This window comes from Streptomyces sp. NPDC006872, from assembly GCF_040635845.1.
Classification (GTDB): Bacteria; Actinomycetota; Actinomycetes; order Streptomycetales; family Streptomycetaceae; genus Streptomyces.
On the sequence record NZ_JBEYIL010000029.1, the window covers coordinates 49,405 to 73,634 of the forward strand.

Below are 24,230 nucleotides of genomic sequence, written 5' to 3' on the forward strand. Positions count from 1 at the left end.
ATGAGCAAGGTGACCGTTGTCGGCCCGGAAGAGATCCGGTCCATCGTCCCGATGCGCGCCGCGATCGACTCAGTGCGTGACGCATTCGTGGCGCTGTCGGCAGGCGAGTTCGAGATGCCGATCCGTACAGCATTGCGCGACGGACAGTTCCTCGTCATGTCCGCCCATCACCGTCCCTCGGGAACGGCGATGTTCAAGACGCTCAGCCTGAACTTCGCCGGCCGGCAGCCGGCAATCGCGGGAACAGTCGAGTGGAGCGACGTCGCGCACGCCGAGCACCTGATCGCGGATGCCGGCGCCGTGACGTCACTGCGAACCGGTGCGGCGTCCGGTGTCGCGACGGATCTTCTGGCGCCGCCCGGGGCACGAAACTGCGTCATCATCGGTGCCGGGGCGCAGGCTCCCGACCAGATCCGGGCGGTGCACGAGGTACGGCCGCTCAGCACGCTGACGATCGTGGACCGGGACCCTGCACGGGCGAACGTGCTCGGGGAGCTTCTGGCCGGCGAGCTGCCCGACACGACGATCGAGGTGTGCGCGGACGCGAACTCGGTCGTCGGCGGCGCCGACATCATCTGCTGCGCGACGACGTCGACTGTCCCGCTGTTCTCCGCGGACGCAGTCGCGCCCGACACCCACGTCAATGCCATCGGTGCCTTCCGGCCGACCATGCGAGAGCTGTCCGTCGATCTCCTGGCCCGCGCCACCGTCGTCGTCGACGAGCGCGCAGCCGTCCTCGAGGAGTCGGGGGAAATCATCGATGCGGTGCACGCGAACGTGCTGGCCGAGCGCGATCTGGCCGAGCTCGGACACGTCCTGGTTGCAGGATTCGCACGCTCGCGCGTCACGGTGTTCAAGACGGTCGGGATCGCGATCCAGGACTGGGCCATCGCCAGGGCCTTGTCGGAATCTGTCCTCATGTCAACCGCATGAGAGGGACTCCGGCGCCCCCTGCGAGGTGAGCTTTCTACCGCCCACCCGACCACTCTGATGAGTCCAACGTGCCCCCCGAAGGGAAGTACTACATGCCTGACATCATCATCGATGCTCCCGCGCCGGCTCAACCGCAGCGCGATGGCTGGCTACCGGTCGACGCGGACGGCAACCAGGTGTACTGGAAGTCCTACGGAGACGGGGCGCGGTCCTTGTTGACGCTGCACGGTGGACCCGGCATGCCCCATGGATACCTCCAGCCGCTCGATCGGCTCGCCACGAGCGATCGCACGGTCGTGTTCTACGACCAACTGGGTGCCGGCGTCTCGGTGGTGCCCGAGTCGTACGACGGTTGGACGGTCGACGCGTGCGTCGAACAGGTGGAAGCCGTCCGCACCGGTCTCGGACTCGGGCAGATCGATCTGTTCGGGAACTCCTGGGGTGGTTGGCTTGCCCAGAGCTATGCGCTCGCCTATCCGGAGAACCTCCGAACGCTGATCCTTTCGGGAACCTCGGCAAGCATCGCCGAATACCTCGCGAACGTGCAGGCGCTGCGTGTCGGTCTCGGCGTCGACAAGCATCGGGTCCTCATGAAGGCCGAGGCATCGAAGGACTTCGACGACCCTGAATACCTCGATGTCATCCGCGAGCTCAACGCCACCCACCTCCGTCGCGCCTGGCCCTTCTCCCTCGAACGCTCCGTGCGGGAATTCGAGAAGCTCGAGGAGGCTGGGCTCTTCACTCCGGGCGCGGCGTACGAACGCATGTGGGGGCCCAACGAGTTCTGCTGCACCGGCCCCTTGATCGACTGGGACGTGACCGCCGAGCTAGGACGGATCTCGACCCCCACCCTGATTCTCTGCGGCCTCCACGACGAGGTGACCGTCGCGTGCAGCCAAACCTTGGCGAACGGCATCCCGGACAACGAGTTCGTCATCTTCGGCAACTCAAGCCACGTGAACATGCTCGAGCGGGAGGCTGAGCTCTATCTGGCCGCTATCGACAACTTCATCAACCGACACTGACCGTAGGCACGTGCCCGTCGCGGCACCCCCGAGCTGAGGAGGATCCATGAGAGTCGTGGTTGTGGGGGGCGGGGTCATCGGCCTTGCCTCAGCTCTGGCGCTCGCGCGCGACGGCCATCGGGTGACCGTCGTCGAGGCCGCAGCCGACAGCCTCGGCGGAACCAGCGTCCACAACGCCGGATGGGTCGTGCCCGTCATGGCAGATCCGGTACCTGCGCCGGGAATGGTCGCGGCGGGCCTCAAGATGATGCTCAACCGCACCAGCCCCCTGTACATCAGGCCGACGTTGAACCCGCGCACGGTGAAGCTGATCTATCAGCTGGCTCGCCACTGCACGGTCGACCATTTCGAGAGAGGGGTGGCAGCACTCGCGGCCCTTGCGCAGTCGAGCATCGCCGAACTCGACGAATGGGGAGCGCAGGGCGTCACCTACGCGCCGTCGCAGAAGGACGGCCTGATCCTCACGAGCACGGACCGCGAGAAGGCCCGGCACATGCTTGAGGAGATCCACCGCCACCACGATCCAAAGGCGCAGCTTCTCGACGTGTCAGATCTGCGCGACCTGGAGCCCGCCCTCGTCGGTGAGTTCGCCGGAGGAGTCTTCTGCGACCAGCAGCGCTGCATCGCTCCCGAGACCCTGGTCCGTTCGTTGGCCGATGCCTGCACGGCTGCAGGCGTCCTCATCCGGTTTGCGGCGACAGTCGTAGGAATGCGTGCGTCTGCAGGCACCTGGAGTGTCGCCCGCCTGAGCGATGACACCGAGGTCGAGGGCGATGCGATCGTCATCGCAACAGGTGCGACCACCGATCGGATCGTGCGGCATCTCGGCCGCTCCCTACCCGTCTTCGCCGGCAAGGGATACGGAATCGACCTGGCTGCACCAGCCGTGACTCTTCGTCGTGCCGTCTATCTGACCGAGCGGAAGGTCGCCGTGTCCCCCACGCCTGGTCGCATCCGCCTCTCAGGCACGATGGAGATCGGGGCACGGCCGGGTCGCATCTCCGCTCCGCGGATCGCGGGCATCCGCGACGCCGGCGCAACGGCGCTCGGCGACTGGGTTCGTACGACGGCCCCGCTGAAGACGTTCTCCGGCGATCGACCGATGACGCCCGACGGCCTCCCGATCATCGGCTTCCTGCCGGGATACGAGAACGTCGTGGTGGCGACGGGCCATCAGATGCTCGGGATAACGTTGGCGGCTCCCACCGGTGCCGCGGTCGCGGAAACACTCGCGACGGGTCGCGTGCCCGAACACCTGGGACCGCTGTCACCTCAGCGTTTCGCCTAGCTACTTGCCCCTGGAAAGGGGTTTGGCCTGGTGGCGGGGGTCGTTGCTGCGGAGTGGCCCCGATGTCGGGGGCGGGGTGCCGTTGTTGTTCACCGGCCGAGGACGGTCATCCGGTGGAGGTTGCGGGCGAAGATTCCCGAGTCCTGCCCAGGTCTGCGCGACCGCCAAGCGGCGGAGGCGAGTGCGGCGGATTCCGAAGCTGCTCCGGGTCGCTCAGCGCGGCGATTACCTCATCGTCTCCTTCCCTGCACTGCAGGGCCAGGATCCCGGCGCCGATCGGCGGCGTCATCCTCTCGACGGACAGCACCTCGGTGATCGCGTCGCTGCAGCCGATACGTTCCAGACCGGCCGCCGCCAGCAGCAGCGCGTCCGCCTCGACAGTCGCGAGCTTCGCCAGCCGCCGCTTGGCGTCGCCTCGAAACGGTACGCACTCCAGGTGTGGGGGGCCGCCAGTTGCGCGCTGCGGCGGACGGAGGAGACGCCGGTCCGGGCCCCGGCCGGCAGCGCGACATCGGCCCCCTGGTGAAGGGGCCCTCGCCCGCCACCTTTGACGGGTCGCCCAGTCACTTGTCGCCGGTAGTCCTCACCGGCACCACCTCGGTGCAGCATCTGCGGGTGATGGCTGGCCAACTCGACACGTACGCACGCCACTTGAGCCAGCGCCATGGGCGAGTCGCGGGAGACGGTGCGGTTCTTTCGGGACGGGCATACGAGATAGAGCAGACAGGCGGGACGGTTACCAGGTGCCGCCCCCACCAGGTCCGTCCGGTTGGAGAGGTGTCGGCAGGTCGAAGACCGGCAGTTCCGGCCCTATGAACAACGGCGCCCGGCGTCCCCGCCTTCTGGTCACCGTCGGCAGCCGAGAAGCTCGGTGGCGGCGGACCGGATCTCCGCGCGGAGCAGCCGTCCCGCGCCGCAGCGCTTCTTCGGGTGATCGTCTCCCGTGAAGCCGACGGATCTGCTCATTGCCGGTGCGGGTCCGAGATGATGACGACCTTGCCGGCCACGGTCCGGGACTCGGCAAGAGCCAGCGCCGCACCGGCCTCGGCCAGCGGGAACTGCGCGGCGATCTGCGGGGCGAGCACACCCTGGGCCAGCAGCCCCAGCACCTGGGTGAGGTCCTCGCGCAGCCGGCTGCGGAAGACGTCCAGGCGTCGCTTGCCGGCCCAGAAGTTGTAAAAGTGCGCGCCCTTGCCGTTGGGCAGGTAGTTCCACAGCACCAGCCGGGCGAACAGCTGCAGCACCGGCAAGTGGGAGTTGCCGTCCTCGTCCTTCGTGGCGGCGGTGCCGTAGGAAACCAACGTCCCGCCCCGGCGCAGCAGCCGCCACGACTCCTTCAGGCCGGGCCCGCCGACGTGGTCGAACACCGCGTCGACACCGTCCGGGGCGATCTCGCGGATGCGCTGGTACATGTCCGGGTCGCGGTAGTCGACCGGGATGGCGCCCAGGTCGCGCACGGCCTCGTGGTGACGGGCCGACGCCGTGCCGATCACGGTGATGCCCGCGTGTCGGGCCAGTTGCACGAGGGTGGAGCCGACACCGCCGTTGGCGCCCAGCACCACGATCGTCGCGCCGGAGGGCACCTGGGCGGTGCGGTGCAGCATCTGCCAGGCGGTGATCCCGTTGACCAGCACGGTCTCCGCGGCGGCGGCGTCCACTGCGTCCGGCACGGCCACCAGGTCCGCGGTGTCGATCAGTAGATGACTGGCCCAGCCGCCGACCTTGGTGACTGCGGCGAACCGGCGCCCGATCAGGAGGGTGTCTGATTCCGAGCCGACGGCGGTCACCGTGCCGACCACGTCATACCCGGGGACGAAGGGGAAGGGCGGCTGGTCGAAGTACTTGCCGCGGCGCATCTGCTGCTCGGCGAACGAGACGCCGGTCGCGTCCATCCGTAGGACCGCCTCTCCCTCGGCCGGGGCAGGGAGTTCCCGGAGGCGGACATCGAGGCCGCTCGGTTCGACCTTCCCGGGCAGAAGAATCTCAGTGGCGGTGGTGCTGACATTCACGGTTGGCTCCAGGTCCATCAATTACCTAACATTTGTAAGGATACGCCTGTTAACTCTTCTGTCGCAAACGAGAACACATGTAAGTTTTTCTGCGTAAGATGACGCCATGGGAGAAGCCGCCCCGACGCCGACCTCGCCTCCGCCGGGGACCGCCCGGGCCCGTAACCGCAGGGGGGAGGGGGGTCGCCTGCGCGACGACATCGTGGCCGCGGCGGTCGAGCTGCTCGAGGAGACCGGCGACGAAAGCAGCGTCACTCTGCGCTCCATCGCCCGCCGTGCGGGAGTCGCCGCCCCCTCGATCTACCGTCACTTCGCCGACCAGCCGAGCATCATGCTGGCCGTTGTTCAGCAGGCTTTCGCGATGCTTGAATCCGAGTTGCGCAGCGCCCTGGACACCGCCGGCGGAGGTGCCAGGGAACGGCTGTTTGCCGTGTGCGGCGCCTACCTGGGCTTCGCGGACAAGTATCCCGGGCGCTACCGCACGATGTTCGGCGGAGTCTGGATGCCCGACCTCGGCAACGGGTCGGTCACCGGCAGCGATGTGTCCTCGCTCGGCAGCGCGAGCTTGGCGCTGCTCGCGGACACCCTTGGCGACTGCGTCTCTGCGGGCTGCGCGACCAGTACCGACCTGACCGCCGACGCCGTCGCCTTGTGGCTCGGCCTGCACGGGCTCGCCCACCAGCGGTCGGCAACCGTTGCCTTTCCGTGGCCGCCGGACATCGCCGAACGCATCATCACCACGCTCGCCCACCTCGACGACGCATAGGTCTGCCCCGCAGGCCGAACCGCGGGCGTGACAGCAGCCAAGGACGGATGCGCCATGCCTTGCACCGCCCGAGCGGCCTCGCCGACAATCCAGGCGGCCGCCCCGACAGCAGCCGCCCACGGCCAGGGTGACTACCAGCCTTCAACTGTGGCGTGCCGGGCGGGCACCGCAGGACCAGTCGAGGGGGTTCTTCGGCGGCAGGTCAAGCGGCCGGCGCCGTAGTGCCGGGCGGGGTCCAGACGCCGGCGGGAAGGCCGACCTGACGAAGGAGATCGGCGAGGTTGTAGTAGTCAGTGAGATGTTGGATCTTGCCGCCGTCGAGGTCCATCACGGTGGTGACGGGAACGTTGAAGGACTTGCCGGTGGCGGGCCGGTCCTTGGCGAATGCTCCCGTGTCGGCGCCGGAGAAGTTCCAGCGAACGGCGATCTTGTTGCCCTCGCGGAAGGCGTCAACGACGTCCACGTGTGCGTTTTTGATGCTCTGTTCGGTGATGGTCACCCACTGGGCCGCGCCGGCCGGACCGGTCATGGCGACCTGGAAGGCGTTGTCCTGGTAGACGCCGTCTTCGGTGAACAGGGCGGCCATCTTTCGCGGGCTGGCGGTGTTCCAGGCGTCAGCCCAGGCGGCGACCATACGGGGAAGCCGGGTGTCATGGGGGTGGTAAGTCACTGGCTGCGCCTCTCCTTCATTCACTGTTTTCACGGTCTTGGAAATCGGAGCGTCCGCCTGGGCACCGGCGTGCGAAAGACCGGTGACGGTCACTCCGGCTACGGCCGCTGCCGCGGTCGCCATGGCGGCGACGGTGATGCGGGCGCGGCGCGCATGCGTGGTCATGAGGGTTCCTCGGGGTTCGTGGACACTAAGGTTACAGATGTAAACTTACATCATGAGCTAACAACTGCAATGCCATCCATCGACCGTTGCCGCCGCACCGCAGCCCCCAACGGGCCTGCGGGTGCGGGCGGCTTTGCTGTGCGGTTCCGTCTGACGTCGGTGCCGGACGCCGTGGTGCGGCCTCCGTGTGCTCCGGTCACGCACCAGGCAACGAGTGTTCAGCGCGCGCTGGGCTGGGCGGCATTGTCGTGCGTTTCGTCGGTGAGGGCGGCGACGTCGATCTCCACCGGCCGCTTGTGCGCTCGATGGAGCATGTTGATGACTACGGTCAGGAGCACAGTCAGAATCGCCAGAGAGATCATCAGCAGGTGGAAGACCTCGGTGTACGCCGCGCCGGCCCCGCTGCCTCCTGCCGCTGCGCGCTGAGCGAGGTGTGGGTCGCTGATGCGGGCCGCCAGCAGGGCGGCGGTGATGGCGGCGTAGGCGCCCACGGCAATCGCCTCACTGCCCAGACGCACGAAGTTCAGGACGCCGGCGGCGGCGCCCGCGGTGCGGGCGGGAACGGCGGCCAGCGCCTCCCCGTCGATGAGACCGATCGGCAGTCCCCAGCCGAACCCCAGGAGCGCCATGGGGATCACCAGAAGCCACAGCGGGACGTCGGGGGTGAGCAGCAGCATGCCGAGGTCGCCGAGTACGAGGACGACGAGTGAGACATTGATGATCACCATGGGGGTGATCCGTCGCACGCGGTGCACAAGCGTTGTTGCCAGCATCGGCGCGATGAGCACCGGCAGCGTCAGCGGAAGCATGAACAGGCCGGCCTGGCCGGCGCTCATGCCGACGACCGCGCTCAGGGCGACGGGCAGGTAGGTCAGAAGGGTCACGTAGCCAAAGGCGCCGGCGACCGGGACCAGGATGACCGCCAGGAAGTACCTGTTTCGGACGGGGGAGAAGTCGACCAGCTTGCGGCCTTCTTGCGCAGGCTGCCTGACGTCGCGGGGCAGAGTGCTGCCGGCGAGGAGAGCCACGATCGAGATGACGCCGCCGGCAGCGAAGACGCCCTGCCATCCCACCGCGGTGACGAGCCCGCCGGAGATGGTCGGTCCAGCGGCCAGCCCGAGCCCGATGGTGGTGCCCAGGAGGGCGAACGCTCGAGCGCGCTGAGCCCCGCTGTACGCGTTGGAGAGCACGGCGGAGCCACCGATGGCCACTGCCGCGCCGCCCACACCGGCGAGCAGACGCCCGGCGTCGAGTATGTACAGGTTGGTCGCGGCCATGCTGATCGCCGACGCGATCAGGATGATGGTGGAGCCGATCATGAAGGTGCGCTTGTGCCCGATGCGGTCGGAGACCGCTCCCCATACGAGGGTGAACAGAGCGAACGAAGCGTTGAATCCGTTGACGACCCACTGCAGGGCGGTGGGGGAGTCGCCGAGGTCCTGCGAGATGTCGGGCAGCGCGATCGCGGTTCCCGCGATGCTGATGGGCAGGACGAACAGTGCGAGGAGGATCACGGGCATCAGGAGCCATGTCGGCTTCGCTGCCTCGTCGGTGTGCTTGGCAGTACTGGTCACCGGCCCGCTCCTCTAGGTACGAAGAAATTCATACCTAGAGTTAAGCAGGAGGTCTAGGTACGACGCAAGTCGTACCTGGGTGCGTTCGGGGCAGGCGAAGACCTTCGGCCCCGAAAAAACGTGGAGCGCGACTTCAAGCCAGTCGATCGAGTCGGTGGCGCGAGGACGAAGGGGAAAGGGGCCCAGGCCGCTGTGGCGCTCGGGCTTGCTCTCCGAACGCCACAGCAGACGGCACTGTGCACTTCTCGGCCGACGACCGGACAGTGCATCTCCCAGCGATTCCCGGTCGTCGGCCGAGAGGATGTTCCAGGGCAGTGGCCACGGGCTGCCCACGGCGTGGCTGCGGCCGTTGGCGAACGGCCTGATCACGCGGCACGGCCGCGAAGGTGGACACGCATCGAGCAGCCGCAACTCAACCGACCGACAAGGGTTTGCGGTGAGCCGACCGCGACGCAGCCGTTCGTGACGGCCCCTTCGACGTCAGACGCGCGCGCCCGCGCGAGGCGCCGTGGCCCACGCGCGCATGACCTGGTGAACGGCGCGCGCGACGGCGTTGCGTGCACCGAGCACCTGGCGGGTGCGCGGGACCAGGAGTGCGGCGATCAGTCCGACGCGGCGGTGGCGCGGGTCCACCTGGCGCCGGTGCCGCGCCTCGTAGACCTGGAGGGCGCGGGCGTGGTCACCGGGGTGCGAGGCGAGGGCCTGGGCGAGTGTATGCGCGCCGGCCATCGCCATGCTGGAGCCGTCGCCGAACAGCGCGACGGCCGAGGCCGCGTCACCGAGCAGCGCGACTCGGCCGCGCGACCACATGTCCATCCGAATGTTGCTGAGCGGATCGAAGAAGGGAGCCGGATGGTTCTGGTAGGCCTGAACCAGCTCAGCTGCCCGCCAGCCCACTCCTGCACAGGCCTCGGTGACCATGCGCTTGTGGAGCGCGATGTCGCGGCGGTCGTACCCGGGCACGCGCCGACCGCGGAACGTGAACATCGCAAGAGGGCTGCCCCGCGACGGATGGACCGTCAGCATCCGACCGGGTGCGGTCAACATGACCATGGCCGCAGGGTCGTCGAGCGCGCTGGGCTCCAAGGGCACAGTCGCCCCGTACATACCGAGGTCGGTGGTGAAGCGTTCGGCTGGCCCGAAGACCAGTCGGCGCACCGTTGAATGAACCCCGTCGGCGCCGATCAGCAGATCGAAGCGACGCGGTGGGCGCCGGCGGAAGGTGACATCGACGCCCGCGGTGTCCTGCCTGATGTCGGTGACGGTGTCGTCGAAGACGAACTCCGCCTCGTTCGCCGCGGCCTGATGGAGTACGGCGGAAAGATCGGCGCGCGTCACCTCGACGGACCGTTCAGACGTCGTCGGGACGTGCAGGACCTGCCGACCGCTCGCGTCGAGGAGGGCGAGAGAACCGGCGCTGGTGGCCACCTCACGCAACTGCCCCAGGATGCCCATTCTCTCGGCCACTGCCGTGGCCGGCTCCTTGACGACGACGGCGCTGCCGCCGGAACGCAGTTCCCTGGCCTGCTCCACGACCGTGGGCCTGTAGCCGTGCCTGGCCAGCCAATAAGCCAGTGCGGGGCCGGCGATACCGGCACCGAGGATCAGAACACTGCGAGAAGGCATGAAGGTTCAACCTTTCACGTGGAGGGGACGGCAGGCATCGGCCTGTGCGCATGCCTGCTCCGCGATGGTCAGGGACCAGGTGGGGCACCGGCGTCCGCGCCGAGACGCAGCGCCGACAGGCCCCATGGCGCGGCCGGCTGCGACCACGCGCGTGGTCCGCACGGGCCCCTGCTCGAAAGCGTCAGTGATTCCTGTTCCAGCCGAGAGCCGGGGCGATGTGCTCAGCGACGTTGTTCAGGATCTGAAGGTTCTCGACCGGTCCGAGGTAGTTGGGAATGGTCACCAAGAGGGTGTCCGCCAAACCGACTGCCTCGTCCTTCGACAACTCCTCCGTGACGGCGTCGGGTTCTCCGACGAAACTCTTGCCGAAGCGCGACACGGCGCCACCGAGAACGCCGACCTGTTCCCTGGAGGCCTGTGCCGCCGAAGATCCGAACAGGGCACGGTCGCGGTCGGAAACGATGGGCAGGATGCTGCGCACGACGGCCACCCTCGGCGCTCCCTCGTGACCGGCGTCGTGCCAGGCATCCCGGAAGGTATGGATCTGTTCCGCCTGCAACTGCGCAAACGCGACGCCGGTATCCTCGGAGAGGAGGGTGCTGCTCAGCAGGTGCATGCCCTGCTCTCCGGCCCACCGCGCACTCTGGCGTGTGGCCGACCCCCACCAGATCCGCTGAGGCAGCGTGCGTGAACGCGGTTCGATCGGCAGCGGAACCCGCACACCGGTTTCGGCGGGGTCGCTCATGGCCATGGGAGCTCCGGCGATCGCCGCCCTGAAACGGTCGGTGTGCTGCCTCGCCAGCTCCGCCGCCCTGGCACTGTCCTCGGGGCCGGGGACATGACCGAAGGACTCGTAGCCGCGCAGGGCGGGCTCCTGCGACCCCCGGCTCAGGCCGAGTTGCAGGCGACCTCCGCTGATGAGGTCTGCGGCGGCGGCGAGTTCGGCCATCATGAGCGGGTTCTCGTACCGCATGTCGATGACAGCGGTGCCCAATTCGATACGCCGGGTGCGCGCCGCCGTCGCGGACAGCAGCGCCCAGGGGCTGGCGAACTGCCTCTGGTAATGGTGCACCCGGATCCAGGCACCGTCGAAGCCGAGCTGTTCGGCGCCGGCGGCGATGTCCAGGTGCTGAGTCAGGGAAGCGGCCGCCGCGTCGGCTTGTGAGCCGGGCAGATGGGGGTGGTGGCCGAAGGAGAGGAAACCAAGTCGCTTTAGCACGTTCCTGCCTTGCTCTGACGCGTGCTACGCCTCGGCGTGCACGACGGGGACGGGTGTGATTACGCAGAGGGAACACGGGGGTGTGCGCTTTGCGGTAAGCAAAGCCATTGACCGCCCTTAGGTACGAATTCTCTCGTACCTAAGTAGAGCACGCCCTCAGGTACGATTCAAGTCGTACCTGAGGGGCGGATCCGCCGATGGGCGCACGGGGGGCGAAGGCGTCGGCGGTATCGATCCGAGCATCGGATTGCGTGCCCGGATCGACACATCCCGCCCGAGCCGTGACCGCAGAGTCAGGGCGCCCGGCAGCGGAGGGGTGGCTGGCGACCGAGTTGCGGGGAGTGACGTCATCGAGTGAAAGTCAGGCGCGGTCGCGAGGGGGGACGCTGCGGCCGATGAGTGCAGATCTCTCCAGGGTGGGCTGCCCGGAGCCCACGAGGCACCGCGCGGCGCATCCTTCCGGCGGGGCGCACGCCAGGCTGGGCCGGGTTCTGCCCGGCCGGTGACGTGGTCTGGATGCCTCCGCCCTCGCCGTGCGGGATGTCCCCCGTCGGCGCTTCGGCGGTAGAAGGACCCATCGAGCCGCCATCCGAGTGGATGACCACTCCGGCCATGGTCATCAGCGAGACCCTGGACGTCCTGGCGGGCAACCGCCTTGCCGTGGCAATGCACTCAGGATTCGAAGATCCCACGAACCTCGCCCTCATGACGTTCGCCGACCCCGCAGGGGCCACCTTCTACCCGGGGGCGGACCTGCGAGGCGAAGCGTTTCCAGCACCCCGTCGTCGGCGCTCTGGAACTGACCTATCAGGCGTTCGACGTCCGGGGCTCCGACGGGCAGCAGCTCGTGGTCTACCGAGCCGCCCGCGGCAGCCGCACCGAAGCCTCACTGAGCTTGCCGGCCAGCCTCTCCGCGCCGTACGCCGCGGCGGACGAGTAGTGGCGCAGCAATCATCCCGCGATCGAGTGCGCACACACGGTCACGCCCCAGGGGGGTGTCACTGAGGTACGATGCAAGTCGTACCAAGGGAGGTGGCTATGTCAGAGACGGCCCTGGCGCCGGTAGGCACGGACGTCTTGGACCTGGGCGTGGTCCTGCGCGCCCTCGCCGACGAACACCGCCGCGCAGTGATCACGGAACTGGCCGTGGACCAGAGCGACGGCGAGCGCACCTGCCATTCGTTCAACCTCCCGGTGAGTAAGCAGACTCGCTCGTACCACTTCCGGACCTTGCGCGACGCCGGCCTCATCTGCGAGATCAACTACGGGAACAAGAAGGGGGTCAGGTTGCGCAGGGCGGAGATCAACCGACGATTCCCGGGACTGCTCGACCTGTTCGTCGCCGACTCCGGAAGCCGTGAGGATCACTGACGCCCGCATCCGTCCGGAATACGCGACACCTCAACATGCGAGCTCACCGGTCCCGAGGCCGGTATTCGCCCGCAGGGTGAGCAGCCCCGTAGCCCGGCCCGGTCACGTCAGCGACGACACGTATTCGGACCAGTTCTCGCTGGCGAGCGTGGCCCAGCGTTCGGCTGTCTTGGGGTGGATGCCGAGCAGGTCGGCGATGACCATGGCCGGCAGGTCGGCCAGGACGTCCATCATGGCGGTATTCCGGGCTGCGCGGGCGGGCAGACCGTGGTGTCTCAGTGTGTCGGCGAGGCCGAGGGGGTTACGCGGACGGCCAGGGCTTTGGCCGGGCAAGAGGTACCTGCGTCTGGCCGTGGTGCTGTGCCGGGGCGTGCTGTGTCGGAGCTGATCGTCGATAAGACGAGCGATCTTCGGCGGAAGGACGAAGGGGTGCTGGTTGACCGCCAGGTAGGTGTGCTCCTGGTCCCGGCTGATGTGGTCCTCGGTGAGCTCGACGATGCGGGTCAGGGAAAGTGCATAGAGACGGACTAGAGCAGCCGCGACGCGGACGTCCAAGGGCAATGCGGTGTCGTTGAAACAGCGCAATAGCTCGTTTCGGGCATCGTCCTCGGCTTGGAAGTAGCCGGGGAGTTGCGAGGCTGGGTGCTCGATGCTCAGACCGGGCGGGCAGAGGCGTCGTGCGGTGCTCCAGCGGAGGAAGGGGATGGAACGGGAGCGCAGCGTTGGCCTGCCGGTCGCCCAAGTGTCCAGATGCGCCTGCTGGAGTCGACGGAGGTTCAGGTGCTGGGAGTCGAGCCAGTTCACGAAGTCAATGGCGGCAAGCACGTTGCTGCAGTCGCCTTTGTGCGCGGCGTAGGTGTAACGGCCTCGGGCTGAGCGCCGGCGGGCGTCGCGGATGATGTGCCACTCGGCGAACGGACGAATGAGATTGGCTTGCCGCGCAGGGAGTTCGGCCACGGTCCGTGCGACCCAGTTGGTGAGCAGAGCGAGATTCTCATCGCGTGGCGGCAGGATGCCAGCGGTGACGAGCAACCCGCGCACGTAGGCGGTGGCAGCCCGTTGGGGAAGCGTGTCGAGGGATTCATGGTTCAGCGCTCCAGGATCGAGGGCCAGGCGCCCCAAGAGACTGGCGGCGGGGCTTCGGCGCAGCCACTGCAGGACGCGGTAGGGGTTTTCCGCGCCGGTCAGAACGACGGCGAGGGGTTGGAGTAGCTGCGCCACGCTTGTGCCGTCGGCGGAGAGCAGGTCGGTCACCCGGGCGGTCAGGGTGCAGCGGGGACAGTGGTGGCCGGAGTAGAGGTCCGCCGGTTCACCGCAGGCCGAACACCGCTCGACCGGTTCGTCGGGGAAGGTGCATGCCTTGCACAGGAGGGTTCCCTCGGCCGTCTGACCGATCAGGATGCGATGTCGACTGCACGAGGCGCACGGCGCAGGGGTCGACAGAGCTGCTCGGTAGCAGGAGTTGCACACCGGCCCTCGCGGCCAGAAGACCTTGATCTTCGCGACCTGGCCGCACAGGGCACAGGCGCACTCTTCACGAGGGCGGCACGTGTCGCAGTGGAACGGGCCGTTGATGTGGTGGCCTGGGCGGACCTCTTCACAGATGGCGCAGGTCTTCTCGTGTCGCTTGTAGCACCGTTCGCAGGTGTCCGGCCTGGCGCCGTCGGCCCGGGCGACGATGGGAACGGTCTGGCCGCAGACACCGCACGGGCGGGGAGGGCTGGAGTAGCAGCTGCCGCAGACCGCCCCGTCAGAGGTCAGCGCGTTGACCCGGCGTAGTCGTCCGCAACGGCAACAGGTCTGAGTGTTCTTGGGAGCACAGGTCTGGCAGAGGCTGGTGCCGTCGGACAGGCGCCGGTACGAGATCATCATCCGGCGGCAGTCGGCGCATTCCTCTTTGGCATCCGGCTCCTTGTTCCTGCACGGATTACAGATGCCACCCTCCGGTCGGCGGGCGTAGATGCTGGCCAATTTGCCGCAGCGGGCGCACGGCTTCTTGGCACGTCGGCCGGCGCAGCGTGAACACAGTCGCCCCTCCGGTCCGTTGTTGGTGGGAAGCGGGTCGGTCCGTCCGCAGTCGCCACAGGCCACCAGGGTGACCTTGCTACCGTGCCCGGCGGCGGTGAGTGCTGCCAGCAAACGCACCACGCAGGTCGGGCAGTCGCTACTGGGCATGCGCAAGGCGTCGAGCCTGCCGGACAGATAGCGCACCAGGCGGAAGGCGTTCGCACCACGCCATGCCCGAGCCTCCTCCGCCACGGCCTGAGCCTGTTCGGGGGCAAGGGAATCGCCCACCGCTAACTGCAGCAGGGCGACGATCTGCTCCTGGGCGGCAGCGAGCTCGGCGCGTAAGCGGATCTGGTCCGGTGTCAGCGGCCTCACGGCTGACCCGGGCGCCGGATCGTGGTCCGCCGCTCCTTCAGCGGCAGCGGGTCGGCCTGTCCGCCCGCGGTCTTCTTGACCTGGGCGTTGACCACTTTCGGCTTGATGAGATCGTTCGGTGTGCACTCGAAGATGTCGCACAGCGCGACCAAGGTGTCCGTGCTCATCCGCTGCGGCGGCTGCGTCACCAAGCGGTAGACCTGCTCACGCGACAGGGTCACGCCACGTTCCGCCAGGAGCGGCACCAAGTCCGAGGTCTGGAACATCTGGTGCTCGGCCATCGTGGCCCGCAGACACCACTCATAGCCCATCTTCTTGATCATTTAAGGTCCCAGTCGTCACCCAGCCGGCGCTTCAGCGAAGCTTCCAGGAGCTGGTTCCGGTACTCGTCAGAAACGCCCATGTAGATGGCCGTCGTAGAAGCGTGGGTATGGCCCACCTGCTCTTGAACGAAGCGGGCAGGGTAGCCGAACTCGGTCAGATGCGTGATGTAGCTGTGGCGCAGACAGTGCAGGTCGAGGTCCTCGTCGAGGCCGGCGTCCTGGCGTGCCGTCACGAACGCCTCGTTGATCGAGCGCGGAGACATGCGGCCGACCCGCTCGGTCACCCACAAGGCCGGGTGCCGGTCCGGCGAGAGCCGCGGGCGAACCTCGTGCACCCACTCGTCGAGGACGTCGACTACCCAGTCCATCTCCGGGACCAGAAGCACGGTCCGTCGCTTCGGCGGTGCGCCCTTGGAGGACTTCCCGTACCGGACGGCCATGCTGCCGGCCTGCCCGAACTGCGGCGCCTTCCTATGACGTCGCAGATCCACCAGGTCCACCTTCGAGGACTCGGTCCGCCGGGTGCCGTACGCGTAGATCGTCTTGAGCGCGGCAGCATCACGCAGTGCGGTGAGCGTGCCCTTGCGGCCCTGCCCGTGAATGCGTCGAGGTCGGGCATCGGCAGCGTCGAACAGCGCCTGGACCTCGTCGTAGGTCAGAGGCCGACGCCGGGGATCGCCCTCGTACTCCACCGAGTGCAGGACAGAGTTGCCTTCGTGGAAGATCACCTGCGGTGACAGGCCGAACCGTTCCTGGCAGGTCTCCACCCACCCGTACCGGCGGTCCAGCAAATACTCCACGAACAGCTCGATGACCACCTCGTAAGACCGAGCCGTAGACAACTGGATCGGCTTGGCCCCGCTGCGAAGGTGGACAATGAACGCCTCGCCATCGGCGGGAGCCCACTGCCACGGGTACAACCCCGTGAACTCCTCGAACCGTTGAAGCAGACGTAGCCGGGGCTGGATCGTCGAAGCCTGGAGAAACCGCGCGGACTGCTGCCGAGCCCATCCCTCCTTCATTGCAGAGGAAACCGCTGGCTCCGGGTCCAGAAGGACAACGTTCGGGGCCAGGGCAAGACGCACCGAACCGGGTGCCTCAGCGACCATGCCCGCCGTTGTATCAAACGCATCATTGTTGCGTCCAGCTCCAGCGGTGCTGGTCAGCTACCGAAGGATGCTCAGGACGCCCCCGAGAGAGCATCTCTGATCAGTGGGAACGTCCGAGGCAGGGCTCTACGAACTGTTGCAGCCAATGCAATTCATCCTGTTTTGGAGGTTGCGCCAGCCGTGGACTTGCTTCATGTACGCGGCTGCGGCTTCGATGATGCCTGCCCACCGATGGTGACCGAGGACGACGAACCGGTCCGGGAAAAGGCTGTCGTCGTTCGGCGCTCCGATGCCGGCTACGTACAGCTCGCCGTAGGCGATGAACCCGTTGTCGGCCGCATCCTCACTGCTGGGGGTCCAGATGCCTTCGGCAGGGACGGTCGTTGCCTCGTCGGCTTCGTTGGTCTGGATCTCGTACAGGGCTGTGGTCAGCATGGGGCGCTCACGTCCTCGAGGAGGGCCGCCAGGAGCTCGCAGGCGTCGTCCTTGTGCGGGTCGCGGTAGGAGACGTGGTCGCTGACGTGGAACACGGTGTCCTTCGCCGTGACCGTGTACCCGGGCATGACGGTGGCCGCCCTGCCCTCCAGCAGGGTGTTGAGGCGTCCCGCGTCGTGGGAGGCGAGCCAGGTCTGGGTGTACGGGCCCATGCGGTGCAGGATGCGGCCGGAGTTGTCCTTCCGGCGGGCTTCGACGTGGACGGCGTAGTGCGCGGGTTCCATGCCGACGTCGTCGGGGATGTCCAGGCCCGCCGCAGCGTGGGTGAGCGGTGTGAGGGCCGGGTGCCACACTCCGAGGATCTGGTCCGTCTCGCAGCGCAGCCAGCCCTTGCCGGTGTAGCCGAGCTGGTGGCCGTGGAGGTAGGCCGCGGCGTGTGGGGTGTCGGGGTGGACCAGGGAGACGGCGATCAGGTCGGGGCCGTGGTCGTCGCCCGGGCGGGGGTGCGCCCTTTCCACGAACGGTCCGACGCGTACGGCGATGTCCCGGTAGAGGCCGGGCGTCCAGGTCTCCATGTCGCGCAGTGCGGCGAGCAGCGCGCGGAACTGGTCCACGGCGGCCTGGTCCTCGGGGCTGAGGGCGCCGGGCGCGTGGCCGCAGAGGCGGAAGAGGCGCTTCATCGGGTGGGCTCCTGCTCGGGGTTGGCGGGGCTGGCGGTAGGCGTTTTCAGCACGCGCGGCAGGTGGACATGGAGGTGTTCGACTTCGACCTGGCGGCCGCGGTCGCGGAGTGCTCGGGCAAGGAGTTCGGTGAGACCACTTGCGCGGTGCTTGCCGCCTGCGCATCCGATGGCGATGCGGCGGGGGCCGGCGGGGAGGTCGGCGTAGTCGGCGAGGTTGGCGATGAGTTCGCGGGCGCCGGGAGTGTTCAGGACGATGTCCTGAACACGGGGGTTGAGGCCGTCCAGGTCGAGGATGTCGCGGGCGGCGGCCGGGTCGCGGAGGCGGTCACGGACGTCTTCGATGCGGTCGGCCGACGGCGGCACGGGGCGGCCAGCGGCGTCCTTGGGAAGGTGGAGGAAGCCGAACGACGTGAGCACGAGGACGGGTTCGGTTGCGGGCTCGGGCATGTGGCGGGTTCCTTCGTAGCGCGGTCTGGTGCTGCGGGGCGGCCGGAGTCGGTGTCGACGGCCGCCCCGCAGGCGTGAGGGGTGTCCCGGCCGGGCCGGGCTGGGTCAGGGGGCCGCGAGGGCGGCGCGGTGCTCCTGGCGGTGTTCGGTGGCCGCGGGCTCGGCGAGGACCTTGACGTGGTGGGGCTGGTCGATGTCGCCGTGCTCAGAGCAGACGACGGCGAACTGCGTGCGGCCGGGGCACCCGGAGGCGGGGTTTCGGGGCTGGCCGGACGGCTTCACCTTGTGGTCGCAGGAGCTGTTGTCGGCGTGCCGGGGTTCGACTCGGATGGTGATGCGGGCCATGAAACTGGGGCTCCTTGTCGCAGACGAGAGAGCGCCGCGCCCGGCCGGGAGGCGGGACGCGGCGCTCGGGGGTGAGGAGAGGGTCAGGGGGCGTTGGTGACCACGAGGAACTGGTCGGCCTTGAGGTCCATCACGACGCGGGCGTCGACGCCCTGGTCACGCTGGCCGGCGGCGTACTCTTCCGCCGGCCACGAGCCGCGGGGAGCTCCGGCGGGGAACCGCTCCAGGACGGTGCGCGGTTGCGCGGTGGTCGTGTCCGTCATCCGTCGCCGTTCACGCGCTCGTGGATCTCGATCAGCGTGCCGATGGCATCGGGGCTCTCCGCTGTGCCGACCCACTGCCCGTGTGCGGTGAAGACCGGGACGGCCTCGGTGTCGGCGTCGAACACCACGACGTACTCGCCGTACCTGTCGAGAACCATCTCCTGCAGGGCGCGAGCCGGCGCGGGGGCCAGGACCTCCAGGTCGTCGACGGTAAGCAGGGCGGGCTCCGCCGGATTGTCGAGCCGGGTGAGGAACCCGGAGACGTACAGCAGGTCGCCGGACTGGATCTCGGTGAGCAGGGCGTACGCGATCCGGGGATTGCTGGTGATGCAGGACCAGACGACGTCGTCCACGGCGTCGTCGGTGGGGGAGACGACCAGCTGGAACCGGGCGGTGCCCGGGCCGTCGCCGGGTGCGGGGACGGTGTAGAGGAAGCCGTCGACGGTGAGGGGCTTGGTGTCCATCAGCCCGCCTCCGCCAGGGCGGTGGTGCGGTGGGCGGCGTCGTAGGCATCCACCACCGACTTCCGGATCACCCCGGCGTCGGCGACCTGTTGGCCGTTGGCCCGCGCCCAGGTCCGGATCGCGGCCAGCTGCGTCTTGCTGCGCTTGGCGTTGGGCTCCGGGGCAGCGGCCACAGCGGTGGTGCCCTGGTCCTCGGACATGGCCTGGTCCTCTGTGGCGGTGCGACTGCCGGACTTCACCTGGCGCAGCTGCGCCTGCGCGGCCTCCAGTTCGGCCTTGGCCTTGGCGACCCGTTCCTCTGCCGCGCGCTGCGCGGCGTCGGCGGTACGGCGTTCGGTCAGCTCGGTGAGGTCGCTGCGGACGCGGGCGGCCCGGTTGCGGATGGCGGCGGCCGGGTGGTTCTCCGCCCACGCCAGGAGGGCCTCGATCTGGTCGGCGTCCATCGTGGTGTCGGACACCGTGGCCGGAGCCGTCTCCGGGGCGCCGGCGCTGCCCTCCGTGTCCGCGTTCTCGGCGGGCAGTCCGGTGGTCGGGACGGCGGCGGCGATCTTGGCGTGCTGGAGGGCGTCGGCGAGTTCGGCCTCCGTCAGGCCGAGGGTGTCGCGGACGTGTTGGGGGCTGTCGCCGTTGTTCAGCATGGAGGCGGCGGTGGCGGTGTAGGCGTTGGCGGGCATCGGGGCTCCGGTCGTCGGGGTGTCGGGGGTGGTGAGGTGGGGGAGCAGGGAGACGAGGTCGTCCTCGGTGCAGGGCAGTCCGAGCGCGCCCAGGAGGTCGGCGAGGTCGTCCTTGTCGCGGGCGTGGTGGGCGGCCACCAGGGAGGCTGCGGCGCTCTGGCCGTTGCTGAGCGGGGTGAGTTCGAGGGCCTCGGCTTCGAGGGCCTCTTTCATGTCGGTGAACATGACCGGCCTCCTACGCGGCGCTGGTGCGGGGCTTGCGCAGGGCGAGCGCCAGGAGCTCGCGGTTGTGCTCCTGCTGGACGGGGGTGAGCGGCCGGGGCTTGGCCGTGCCGCGCCCGCGCCAGTTCGGGTGCGCGGGCGGCTCGGGGTAGACGAGGGTGTGGTCGAGGTCGTCGTGTGGGGTGCTGCTCATGGGAGCCTCCAGGGGAGGATCAGGCGTGGTCGTCGCCTTGGCCGTTGGGCTTGGGCTTGGCGTCGGAGGCGAACCGCCCGAGGCGGGCCTCAACGGGGTTGGCGGTGATCCAGTCCTCGGCGCACGCCTTGTGCACGGGCTCTCCGGAGTGGGAGCGCATGGGCGTGGGCCGGCCGCACAGTGCGCAGGAGCGGTCCTGCCAGCGGTCGAAGTGCTGGTTGTCGCGCCAGTCGAGAAGTTCACCGGGAGCCGGGATCAGGCCCGGCTCGAACGGCGGCTTCTCCTTCTTGCGTTCCGTGCGGGTCACGGCCGGAAGTCGGGCAGCTGCTGGAACACGTGCGTCAGCAGGTCCGGCTTCGGCTTCCAGGCCGGCAGCGCGCCTGTGGCGGGCACGGGCCGGGCGAGCTCCTGGACGTCGGCGAGGACCAGGTGGTGCGCGTTGCGCTGCGCCCAGGCACTGGTGCACTGCTCGGGTCCCTGGTCGGGGTGGCAGCCGGTGAGGCGGGCGACGCCGATGACCGCGCCCAGGTGCAGTTCGCGGCCTCGGATCGCGGTGGCGACCAGCGGGTCGCGCAGGGCGGGACGCTCCAGCTTCAGCCCGGCGTGGATCAGGATCCAGCCTCGCCACGGCCAGTTCACGCGCCTGTTCTCCGGGTTCTTCCCAGCGAGGATGCAGGTCGCCCAGGGCTGGCGGATCGTGATGCCGCGGATCCAGTCGCCCTCGGGCAGGGTGACCGCGCTCATGCGGCTCGCCCCCAAGCTGCCGTCCCCGGGCGCCCCGCGCGGCGGCCGTTGATGGACGGCACCGTGGTGTGGGCGGCAGTGGCGAAGTGAGCGCGGCCGGAGTGCTTGGCGTCGTAGAGGGCTGCGTCAGCGGCACGCTGCAGAACGGTCAGGTCTCGGGACCTGATCATGTCCGGGGTCGCGGCGCCGACCGAGGCGGCGACGTCGACGGTGCGGCCGTCGTCGAGGACGACCGGGGTGTGCAGCATGCGGACCAGCTGCTGGAGGCGGTGCGCGCGCCGGTCGGCGGTCAGCTCCAGGACGACGGCGAACTCATCGCCTCCGAGCCTGCCGACGGATGCGCGCGGGCCCGCCCAGGCGGTGAGCCGGACTGCGGTCGCGGCCAGGACCGAGTCGCCGGCGGGGTGGCCCATCGTGTCGTTCACGGCCTTGAAGTGGTCCTGGTCGATGAGGACCACGGCCGTGTCGTCGCCGTGGCGGGCGAGGATCCGGCGAGCGCGGGCGGTGTAGGAGTCACGGCGCAGAAGCCCGGTCAGAGGGTCGCGGCGGGTGGCGGCGAGCTGCTTGTACAGCGCGACCGCGTGGACCGCCCAGCCGGTCAACGGCACGGCGGCCGTCGTCAGAAGGAGGGTGCGCTGGCCTATCCGGCCATGAACGCGCAGGAGGGACGACATACTTGGGTTCTCCGTCTCGTCTCGTACGGGGTGGGTGAGCCCGGGACAGCCGTCAAGCCGCCAAGCACAGCGGCTGTCCCGGGGCGGAGCTACAGATCGAAGTCGCCGTCGTCGTCGGCGGCGCGGACCCAGCGGTACGGGTTGTTCCAGCGGCTGGCGGTCGCGGCGGGCCAGTCCAGCTCCCAGCCGGAGCGGTAGCCGCGGGCTCCCCAGCCGTCCGGCCGTTTTCCGGGGATCGCGAGTCCGGCCTCCTGTGCGGCGCGCGCCGCGTCGTAGACCTCGTGCGCAATCCGTACGGCGGCGCTGCGGCTGTCGGCGGGGCCGGTGAAGGCGTGCACACCGCTCAGGCTGGGCTGGTCGGTGCTTCTGTTCGGGACGTCGACCTCGAAGTAGGGCAGGCCCATGACGCCCATTTCCTCTCGTGCTTCTCGTGGTTGAGGGGCCACTGCGACTGCCCCGGACCCGGCGGTTGCGGGGTCCGGGGCGGCACAGAGTGCGCTCAACTCGCGGGGTCAGCGGATCGTTTCGAGCGCGTACCGCAGATGCGTGCGCGCTCGCGCCAGCCGATCGCGCTGGTCGCCTCCGGTGATGGTCAGCGCGTCGGTGAGGTGGCCGACCGCGTAGTCCAGTTCCTCGCCGGCGCGCTGCAGGTAGTCGATGCGGGCGGCGCCGAAGAAGTGCATGCCGCGCTCAACGAGGTCGATGAAGCCGGTCGGGGTGATGTCGCCCGGCTGCTCCTCGCCGAGCAGTGCGGCGAGGTTCCTGCTGAAGCAGGCGATGAGCGCGGCGAACGTGTTGGTCGCGGCGGACTGGACGGAAGCGGTCACGAGGGCCTCCTCGGTAGTCGAGCTGGGTGGTGATGGGCCGCCGGGGATCCCCCCGGCGTGGGTGTGATCGGTGTGGAGGGCGTTCCGGCTGGACGGTGAGGGGATCGGCCTTGCTGTTGGTGGCCTTCGGGCTCGGCTCCCCTCACGGGGGAGCCGAGCCCGAAGGCGGTGGTGCCGGGTGCGGGCCGGTCAGCTGGTGCTGCCGCCTCGGAGGGGCTTCATCCGGTCGGCGATGGCCAGGAATTCGGCTCCGAGATCCGCCGAGGCCAGGATCACGCGGAGGATCGAGGCGAAGCCGTCCCGCTCGACGGGGTTCAGGCCGTCCCACACGGCGTGCGCGTCGGTATGGAGGCCGACTGCCTTGAGATAGGCATCCTCGGTGGTGACGGTGCGTTCGGCGCCGCACCTTCCGCACCGGAGGGCGGCCTGGTCCCAGCCGCGAGCGGCAGGGGTGTCGGGCTCGGTGCTCATCCCCGGACCGCCTCCATAGCCTGTGCTTCGAGGTCGGCGCGACCCTCGGGGTCGTCGTCCGGGTAGTCGGCCTCCTGGTCGACGTCGCCGAGGTCCCCGTGGACGGTGCAGGCGGTGTCCGGGTGCTGCCCGGTGTCGCTGGTGTGCGCGGCCAGCAGATCGGTGACCGAACAGACCGGCGCCCACGCGGGTGCGTCGCAGTCGTCGTCGACCGGGCAGGCCACCAGCAGGTCGAACCCGATGTCGACTTCTCCGTCCCCGGCGACGTCGCTGCGCAGGGCGAGGACCAGCCGGTCCGGCCCGAGCCTGATCTCGCCGACGCGGTCACCGCCAGCGAGTTGTGATCCATCGCGCCAGCGCCACAGCGGCATCACCTCCGAACCGAAGTAGCAGCGCACCAGGTCGCCCAGGCTGTCGTCTCCGTCCCGGCCCTGCTCGGTGCGCTGGGCGTGGCTGGCACGGCGCAGCAGCGGCTCCAAGCGGTGGAGTTGGTCGGAGAAGACGACCTCGTTGAAGCCTTCCGCTCGCAGATTCGGGTGGGAGTGGAGCATGGCCTGGTGCTGGGCGGTGACCGTGTCGTCGGGCACGCTCCGGTTGGCGGGCCGGGTCTGCTGCCGCTCGATGCATACCGGCAGCGGGGTGGAGACGAGGACGGCGATGACCGGCATGCCGTGGCGTTTCGCGGCGTCGACCAGCGGGGCCCTGTCCTTGGCGTAGACGGACGTGGCGTCGACGACCGTGTTGAGCCTGCGGGCCATCCTGCGGTCCACGATCAGGTGCATCGCGTCGACGGCGTCGGCGGTGGCCTCCTGCGCGCCGCAGTCGTCGGCCATGACGCCCCTCAGCCGGTCGAGGCTGACGACCTGGTGCTCCGGCCAGGTTCCGGCGAGCGTGGACTTACCGGCGCCGGATGCTCCGATCAGCACCAGGAGCGCGTTTTCGGGCAGGCCCGGGTAGAGAGGGGCGGTCATTCGGCTACTCCTTGGGGGTCAAGGGCGCGGGCTGCCCAAATCAGGAGCTGCCCGGCGTTGTCGGTGATCAGGGCGGCGGCCTCGTGCAGCGGGCAGGAGGCGTCGCCGTCGCGGTCGGGCTCGATCTGCGCAGCCCTGCGCGCCGCGGCGGTGAGCATCTACGCGAGGGCTGGGATGAGTCCGGCAGGCTGGTCGGTGTCTTCGATAAGCTCGCGCAGGATCGCGGCGAGCTCTGTAGGTTCTCGGTCTCTGCCTCATGCGACGAGACTGTGACCTGGGTGTGTTTGCGGTGTCTCACACCGTGACATCCGTTGGCGGTCTCAGCTTCGTGTCATTTCCTCGCCGCGGCCCGGCGGCT

At 68.9% G+C, this 24,230-nt stretch carries 28 protein-coding genes and 3 pseudogenes; 6 read left to right on the forward strand and 25 right to left on the reverse strand.

Annotation, left to right across the window (positions count from 1 at the left end):
* From ABZ725_RS48430 to ABZ725_RS48440, 3 genes are all read left to right on the forward strand, one after another.
* A complete protein-coding gene (locus ABZ725_RS48430) occupies positions 1-933 on the forward strand; it encodes an ornithine cyclodeaminase family protein (RefSeq protein ID WP_358808766.1) in 933 nt (310 codons plus the stop codon).
* A 92-nt stretch (positions 934-1,025) separates the two neighbouring features.
* The gene (locus tag ABZ725_RS48435; protein WP_358808767.1) at positions 1,026-1,958 is read left to right on the forward strand and encodes a proline iminopeptidase-family hydrolase; all 933 of its coding nucleotides are present in this window, start codon (positions 1,026-1,028) and stop codon (positions 1,956-1,958) included.
* 46 nt (positions 1,959-2,004) lie between these two features.
* On the forward strand, positions 2,005-3,246 hold the full coding sequence (locus tag ABZ725_RS48440; RefSeq protein WP_358808768.1) for an FAD-dependent oxidoreductase: 1,242 nt from the start codon (positions 2,005-2,007) through the stop codon (positions 3,244-3,246).
* 283 nt (positions 3,247-3,529) lie between these two features.
* On the opposite strand, the pseudogene ABZ725_RS48445 reads toward ABZ725_RS48440, so the two are convergent.
* Positions 3,530-3,682: pseudogene (locus ABZ725_RS48445) on the reverse strand (hydroxymethylbilane synthase); the annotation flags it as partial.
* Between the two features lie 526 nt (positions 3,683-4,208).
* The gene (locus ABZ725_RS48450; RefSeq protein WP_358808769.1) at positions 4,209-5,255 is read right to left on the reverse strand and encodes a medium chain dehydrogenase/reductase family protein; all 1,047 of its coding nucleotides are present in this window, start codon (positions 5,253-5,255) and stop codon (positions 4,209-4,211) included.
* Positions 5,256-5,361: 106 nt separating this feature from the next.
* Between ABZ725_RS48450 and ABZ725_RS48455 the strand changes: the two genes are divergently transcribed.
* Positions 5,362-6,021, forward strand: a complete 660-nt coding sequence (locus ABZ725_RS48455) for a TetR/AcrR family transcriptional regulator (protein ID WP_358808770.1) — start codon at positions 5,362-5,364, stop codon at positions 6,019-6,021.
* A 202-nt stretch (positions 6,022-6,223) separates the two neighbouring features.
* On the opposite strand, the gene ABZ725_RS48460 is transcribed toward ABZ725_RS48455, so the two are convergent.
* The 4 genes from ABZ725_RS48460 to ABZ725_RS48475 all read right to left on the reverse strand — a co-directional run bounded on the left by ABZ725_RS48460 (position 6,224) and on the right by ABZ725_RS48475 (position 11,275).
* Positions 6,224-6,856 (reverse strand): ester cyclase, encoded by a 633-nt coding sequence (locus ABZ725_RS48460; protein WP_358808771.1) that lies wholly within the window; start codon positions 6,854-6,856, stop codon positions 6,224-6,226.
* A 218-nt stretch (positions 6,857-7,074) separates the two neighbouring features.
* Positions 7,075-8,430 (reverse strand): MFS transporter, encoded by a 1,356-nt coding sequence (locus ABZ725_RS48465; protein ID WP_358808772.1) that lies wholly within the window; start codon positions 8,428-8,430, stop codon positions 7,075-7,077.
* 480 nt (positions 8,431-8,910) lie between these two features.
* Positions 8,911-10,056, reverse strand: coding sequence for an FAD-dependent monooxygenase (locus ABZ725_RS48470; RefSeq protein WP_358808773.1), 1,146 nt, complete (start codon positions 10,054-10,056; stop codon positions 8,911-8,913).
* 181 nt (positions 10,057-10,237) lie between these two features.
* Entirely contained in the window at positions 10,238-11,275 is a 1,038-nt protein-coding gene (locus tag ABZ725_RS48475; protein ID WP_358808774.1) for an LLM class flavin-dependent oxidoreductase, read from the reverse strand.
* 597 nt (positions 11,276-11,872) lie between these two features.
* Between ABZ725_RS48475 and ABZ725_RS48480 the strand changes: the two are divergent.
* A pseudogene (locus ABZ725_RS48480) lies at positions 11,873-12,215 on the forward strand (hypothetical protein).
* A gap of 98 nt (positions 12,216-12,313) precedes the next feature.
* Complete coding sequence (locus tag ABZ725_RS48485) at positions 12,314-12,646, forward strand: winged helix-turn-helix domain-containing protein (RefSeq protein ID WP_358808775.1); 333 nt, start codon at positions 12,314-12,316, stop codon at positions 12,644-12,646.
* A 102-nt stretch (positions 12,647-12,748) separates the two neighbouring features.
* On the opposite strand, the gene ABZ725_RS48490 is transcribed toward ABZ725_RS48485, so the two are convergent.
* The 19 genes and pseudogenes from ABZ725_RS48490 to ABZ725_RS48580 all read right to left on the reverse strand — a co-directional run.
* Positions 12,749-15,028, reverse strand: coding sequence for an XRE family transcriptional regulator (locus ABZ725_RS48490; RefSeq protein ID WP_358808776.1), 2,280 nt, complete (start codon positions 15,026-15,028; stop codon positions 12,749-12,751).
* Positions 15,025-15,351 (reverse strand): helix-turn-helix transcriptional regulator, encoded by a 327-nt coding sequence (locus ABZ725_RS48495; RefSeq protein WP_358808777.1) that lies wholly within the window; start codon positions 15,349-15,351, stop codon positions 15,025-15,027. Before ABZ725_RS48495 ends, ABZ725_RS48490 begins: the two co-directional genes overlap by 4 nt.
* Positions 15,348-16,460 carry a tyrosine-type recombinase/integrase gene (locus ABZ725_RS48500; RefSeq protein WP_358808778.1) on the reverse strand — a complete coding sequence of 371 codons (1,113 nt, stop codon included), beginning with the start codon at positions 16,458-16,460 and terminating at the stop codon, positions 15,348-15,350. The genes ABZ725_RS48495 and ABZ725_RS48500 overlap by 4 nt, the downstream gene beginning before the upstream one ends.
* Positions 16,461-16,586: 126 nt before the next feature.
* On the reverse strand, positions 16,587-16,895 hold the full coding sequence (locus ABZ725_RS48505; protein ID WP_358808779.1) for a hypothetical protein: 309 nt from the start codon (positions 16,893-16,895) through the stop codon (positions 16,587-16,589).
* The gene (locus tag ABZ725_RS48510; protein ID WP_358808780.1) at positions 16,889-17,575 is read right to left on the reverse strand and encodes a hypothetical protein; all 687 of its coding nucleotides are present in this window, start codon (positions 17,573-17,575) and stop codon (positions 16,889-16,891) included. Before ABZ725_RS48510 ends, ABZ725_RS48505 begins: the two co-directional genes overlap by 7 nt.
* Positions 17,572-18,024: an RNase adapter RapZ gene (locus ABZ725_RS48515; protein WP_358808781.1), complete on the reverse strand. Its 453-nt coding sequence runs from the start codon at positions 18,022-18,024 to the stop codon at positions 17,572-17,574. The genes ABZ725_RS48510 and ABZ725_RS48515 overlap by 4 nt, the downstream gene beginning before the upstream one ends.
* A gap of 105 nt (positions 18,025-18,129) precedes the next feature.
* Positions 18,130-18,369 carry a hypothetical protein gene (locus ABZ725_RS48520; RefSeq protein ID WP_358808782.1) on the reverse strand — a complete coding sequence of 80 codons (240 nt, stop codon included), beginning with the start codon at positions 18,367-18,369 and terminating at the stop codon, positions 18,130-18,132.
* Positions 18,370-18,452: 83 nt separating this feature from the next.
* The gene (locus ABZ725_RS48525; RefSeq protein ID WP_358808783.1) at positions 18,453-18,632 is read right to left on the reverse strand and encodes a hypothetical protein; all 180 of its coding nucleotides are present in this window, start codon (positions 18,630-18,632) and stop codon (positions 18,453-18,455) included.
* Positions 18,629-19,096 (reverse strand): hypothetical protein, encoded by a 468-nt coding sequence (locus ABZ725_RS48530; RefSeq protein WP_358808784.1) that lies wholly within the window; start codon positions 19,094-19,096, stop codon positions 18,629-18,631. The genes ABZ725_RS48525 and ABZ725_RS48530 overlap by 4 nt, the downstream gene beginning before the upstream one ends.
* A complete protein-coding gene (locus tag ABZ725_RS48535; RefSeq protein ID WP_358808785.1) occupies positions 19,096-19,995 on the reverse strand; it encodes a hypothetical protein in 900 nt (299 codons plus the stop codon). Before ABZ725_RS48535 ends, ABZ725_RS48530 begins: the two co-directional genes overlap by 1 nt.
* Before the next feature lie 10 nt (positions 19,996-20,005).
* Positions 20,006-20,185 (reverse strand): hypothetical protein, encoded by a 180-nt coding sequence (locus ABZ725_RS48540; protein WP_358808786.1) that lies wholly within the window; start codon positions 20,183-20,185, stop codon positions 20,006-20,008.
* Between the two features lie 19 nt (positions 20,186-20,204).
* A complete protein-coding gene (locus ABZ725_RS48545; RefSeq protein ID WP_358808787.1) occupies positions 20,205-20,492 on the reverse strand; it encodes a hypothetical protein in 288 nt (95 codons plus the stop codon).
* On the reverse strand, positions 20,489-20,929 hold the full coding sequence (locus tag ABZ725_RS48550) for a hypothetical protein (protein WP_358808788.1): 441 nt from the start codon (positions 20,927-20,929) through the stop codon (positions 20,489-20,491). The genes ABZ725_RS48545 and ABZ725_RS48550 overlap by 4 nt, the downstream gene beginning before the upstream one ends.
* The gene (locus ABZ725_RS48555) at positions 20,926-21,603 is read right to left on the reverse strand and encodes a GGDEF domain-containing protein (RefSeq protein ID WP_358808789.1); all 678 of its coding nucleotides are present in this window, start codon (positions 21,601-21,603) and stop codon (positions 20,926-20,928) included. The genes ABZ725_RS48550 and ABZ725_RS48555 overlap by 4 nt, the downstream gene beginning before the upstream one ends.
* An 89-nt stretch (positions 21,604-21,692) precedes the next feature.
* Positions 21,693-22,007: a hypothetical protein gene (locus tag ABZ725_RS48560; RefSeq protein ID WP_358808790.1), complete on the reverse strand. Its 315-nt coding sequence runs from the start codon at positions 22,005-22,007 to the stop codon at positions 21,693-21,695.
* A 108-nt stretch (positions 22,008-22,115) separates the two neighbouring features.
* Positions 22,116-22,430 carry a hypothetical protein gene (locus ABZ725_RS48565; RefSeq protein ID WP_358808791.1) on the reverse strand — a complete coding sequence of 105 codons (315 nt, stop codon included), beginning with the start codon at positions 22,428-22,430 and terminating at the stop codon, positions 22,116-22,118.
* 189 nt (positions 22,431-22,619) lie between these two features.
* The gene (locus tag ABZ725_RS48570; protein ID WP_358808792.1) at positions 22,620-22,901 is read right to left on the reverse strand and encodes a hypothetical protein; all 282 of its coding nucleotides are present in this window, start codon (positions 22,899-22,901) and stop codon (positions 22,620-22,622) included.
* A complete protein-coding gene (locus ABZ725_RS48575; protein WP_358808793.1) occupies positions 22,898-23,872 on the reverse strand; it encodes an ATP-binding protein in 975 nt (324 codons plus the stop codon). Before ABZ725_RS48575 ends, ABZ725_RS48570 begins: the two co-directional genes overlap by 4 nt.
* A pseudogene (locus tag ABZ725_RS48580) lies at positions 23,869-24,105 on the reverse strand (hypothetical protein); the annotation flags it as partial. The gene ABZ725_RS48575 and the pseudogene ABZ725_RS48580, both read right to left, overlap by 4 nt.
* Positions 24,106-24,230: the final 125 nt, after the last annotated feature.

Excerpts from the sequence above, each read along its gene's own strand:
- ABZ725_RS48430 (WP_358808766.1), top strand. The coding sequence starts at position 1 with ATGAGCAAGGTGACCGTTGTCGGCCCGGAAGAGATCCGGTCCATCGTC.
- ABZ725_RS48435 (WP_358808767.1), top strand. The coding sequence starts at position 1,026 with ATGCCTGACATCATCATCGATGCTCCCGCGCCGGCTCAACCGCAGCGC.
- ABZ725_RS48440 (WP_358808768.1), top strand. The coding sequence starts at position 2,005 with ATGAGAGTCGTGGTTGTGGGGGGCGGGGTCATCGGCCTTGCCTCAGCT.
- ABZ725_RS48455 (WP_358808770.1), top strand. The coding sequence starts at position 5,362 with ATGGGAGAAGCCGCCCCGACGCCGACCTCGCCTCCGCCGGGGACCGCC.
- ABZ725_RS48460 (WP_358808771.1), bottom strand. The coding sequence starts at position 6,856 with ATGACCACGCATGCGCGCCGCGCCCGCATCACCGTCGCCGCCATGGCG.
- ABZ725_RS48470 (WP_358808773.1), bottom strand. The coding sequence starts at position 10,056 with ATGCCTTCTCGCAGTGTTCTGATCCTCGGTGCCGGTATCGCCGGCCCC.
- ABZ725_RS48485 (WP_358808775.1), top strand. The coding sequence starts at position 12,314 with ATGTCAGAGACGGCCCTGGCGCCGGTAGGCACGGACGTCTTGGACCTG.
- ABZ725_RS48495 (WP_358808777.1), bottom strand. The coding sequence starts at position 15,351 with ATGATCAAGAAGATGGGCTATGAGTGGTGTCTGCGGGCCACGATGGCC.
- ABZ725_RS48500 (WP_358808778.1), bottom strand. The coding sequence starts at position 16,460 with ATGGTCGCTGAGGCACCCGGTTCGGTGCGTCTTGCCCTGGCCCCGAAC.
- ABZ725_RS48505 (WP_358808779.1), bottom strand. The coding sequence starts at position 16,895 with ATGCTGACCACAGCCCTGTACGAGATCCAGACCAACGAAGCCGACGAG.
- ABZ725_RS48510 (WP_358808780.1), bottom strand. The coding sequence starts at position 17,575 with ATGAAGCGCCTCTTCCGCCTCTGCGGCCACGCGCCCGGCGCCCTCAGC.
- ABZ725_RS48515 (WP_358808781.1), bottom strand. The coding sequence starts at position 18,024 with ATGCCCGAGCCCGCAACCGAACCCGTCCTCGTGCTCACGTCGTTCGGC.
- ABZ725_RS48520 (WP_358808782.1), bottom strand. The coding sequence starts at position 18,369 with ATGGCCCGCATCACCATCCGAGTCGAACCCCGGCACGCCGACAACAGC.
- ABZ725_RS48525 (WP_358808783.1), bottom strand. The coding sequence starts at position 18,632 with ATGACGGACACGACCACCGCGCAACCGCGCACCGTCCTGGAGCGGTTC.
- ABZ725_RS48530 (WP_358808784.1), bottom strand. The coding sequence starts at position 19,096 with ATGGACACCAAGCCCCTCACCGTCGACGGCTTCCTCTACACCGTCCCC.
- ABZ725_RS48535 (WP_358808785.1), bottom strand. The coding sequence starts at position 19,995 with ATGTTCACCGACATGAAAGAGGCCCTCGAAGCCGAGGCCCTCGAACTC.
- ABZ725_RS48540 (WP_358808786.1), bottom strand. The coding sequence starts at position 20,185 with ATGAGCAGCACCCCACACGACGACCTCGACCACACCCTCGTCTACCCC.
- ABZ725_RS48550 (WP_358808788.1), bottom strand. The coding sequence starts at position 20,929 with ATGAGCGCGGTCACCCTGCCCGAGGGCGACTGGATCCGCGGCATCACG.
- ABZ725_RS48555 (WP_358808789.1), bottom strand. The coding sequence starts at position 21,603 with ATGTCGTCCCTCCTGCGCGTTCATGGCCGGATAGGCCAGCGCACCCTC.
- ABZ725_RS48560 (WP_358808790.1), bottom strand. The coding sequence starts at position 22,007 with ATGGGCCTGCCCTACTTCGAGGTCGACGTCCCGAACAGAAGCACCGAC.
- ABZ725_RS48570 (WP_358808792.1), bottom strand. The coding sequence starts at position 22,901 with ATGAGCACCGAGCCCGACACCCCTGCCGCTCGCGGCTGGGACCAGGCC.
- ABZ725_RS48575 (WP_358808793.1), bottom strand. The coding sequence starts at position 23,872 with ATGACCGCCCCTCTCTACCCGGGCCTGCCCGAAAACGCGCTCCTGGTG.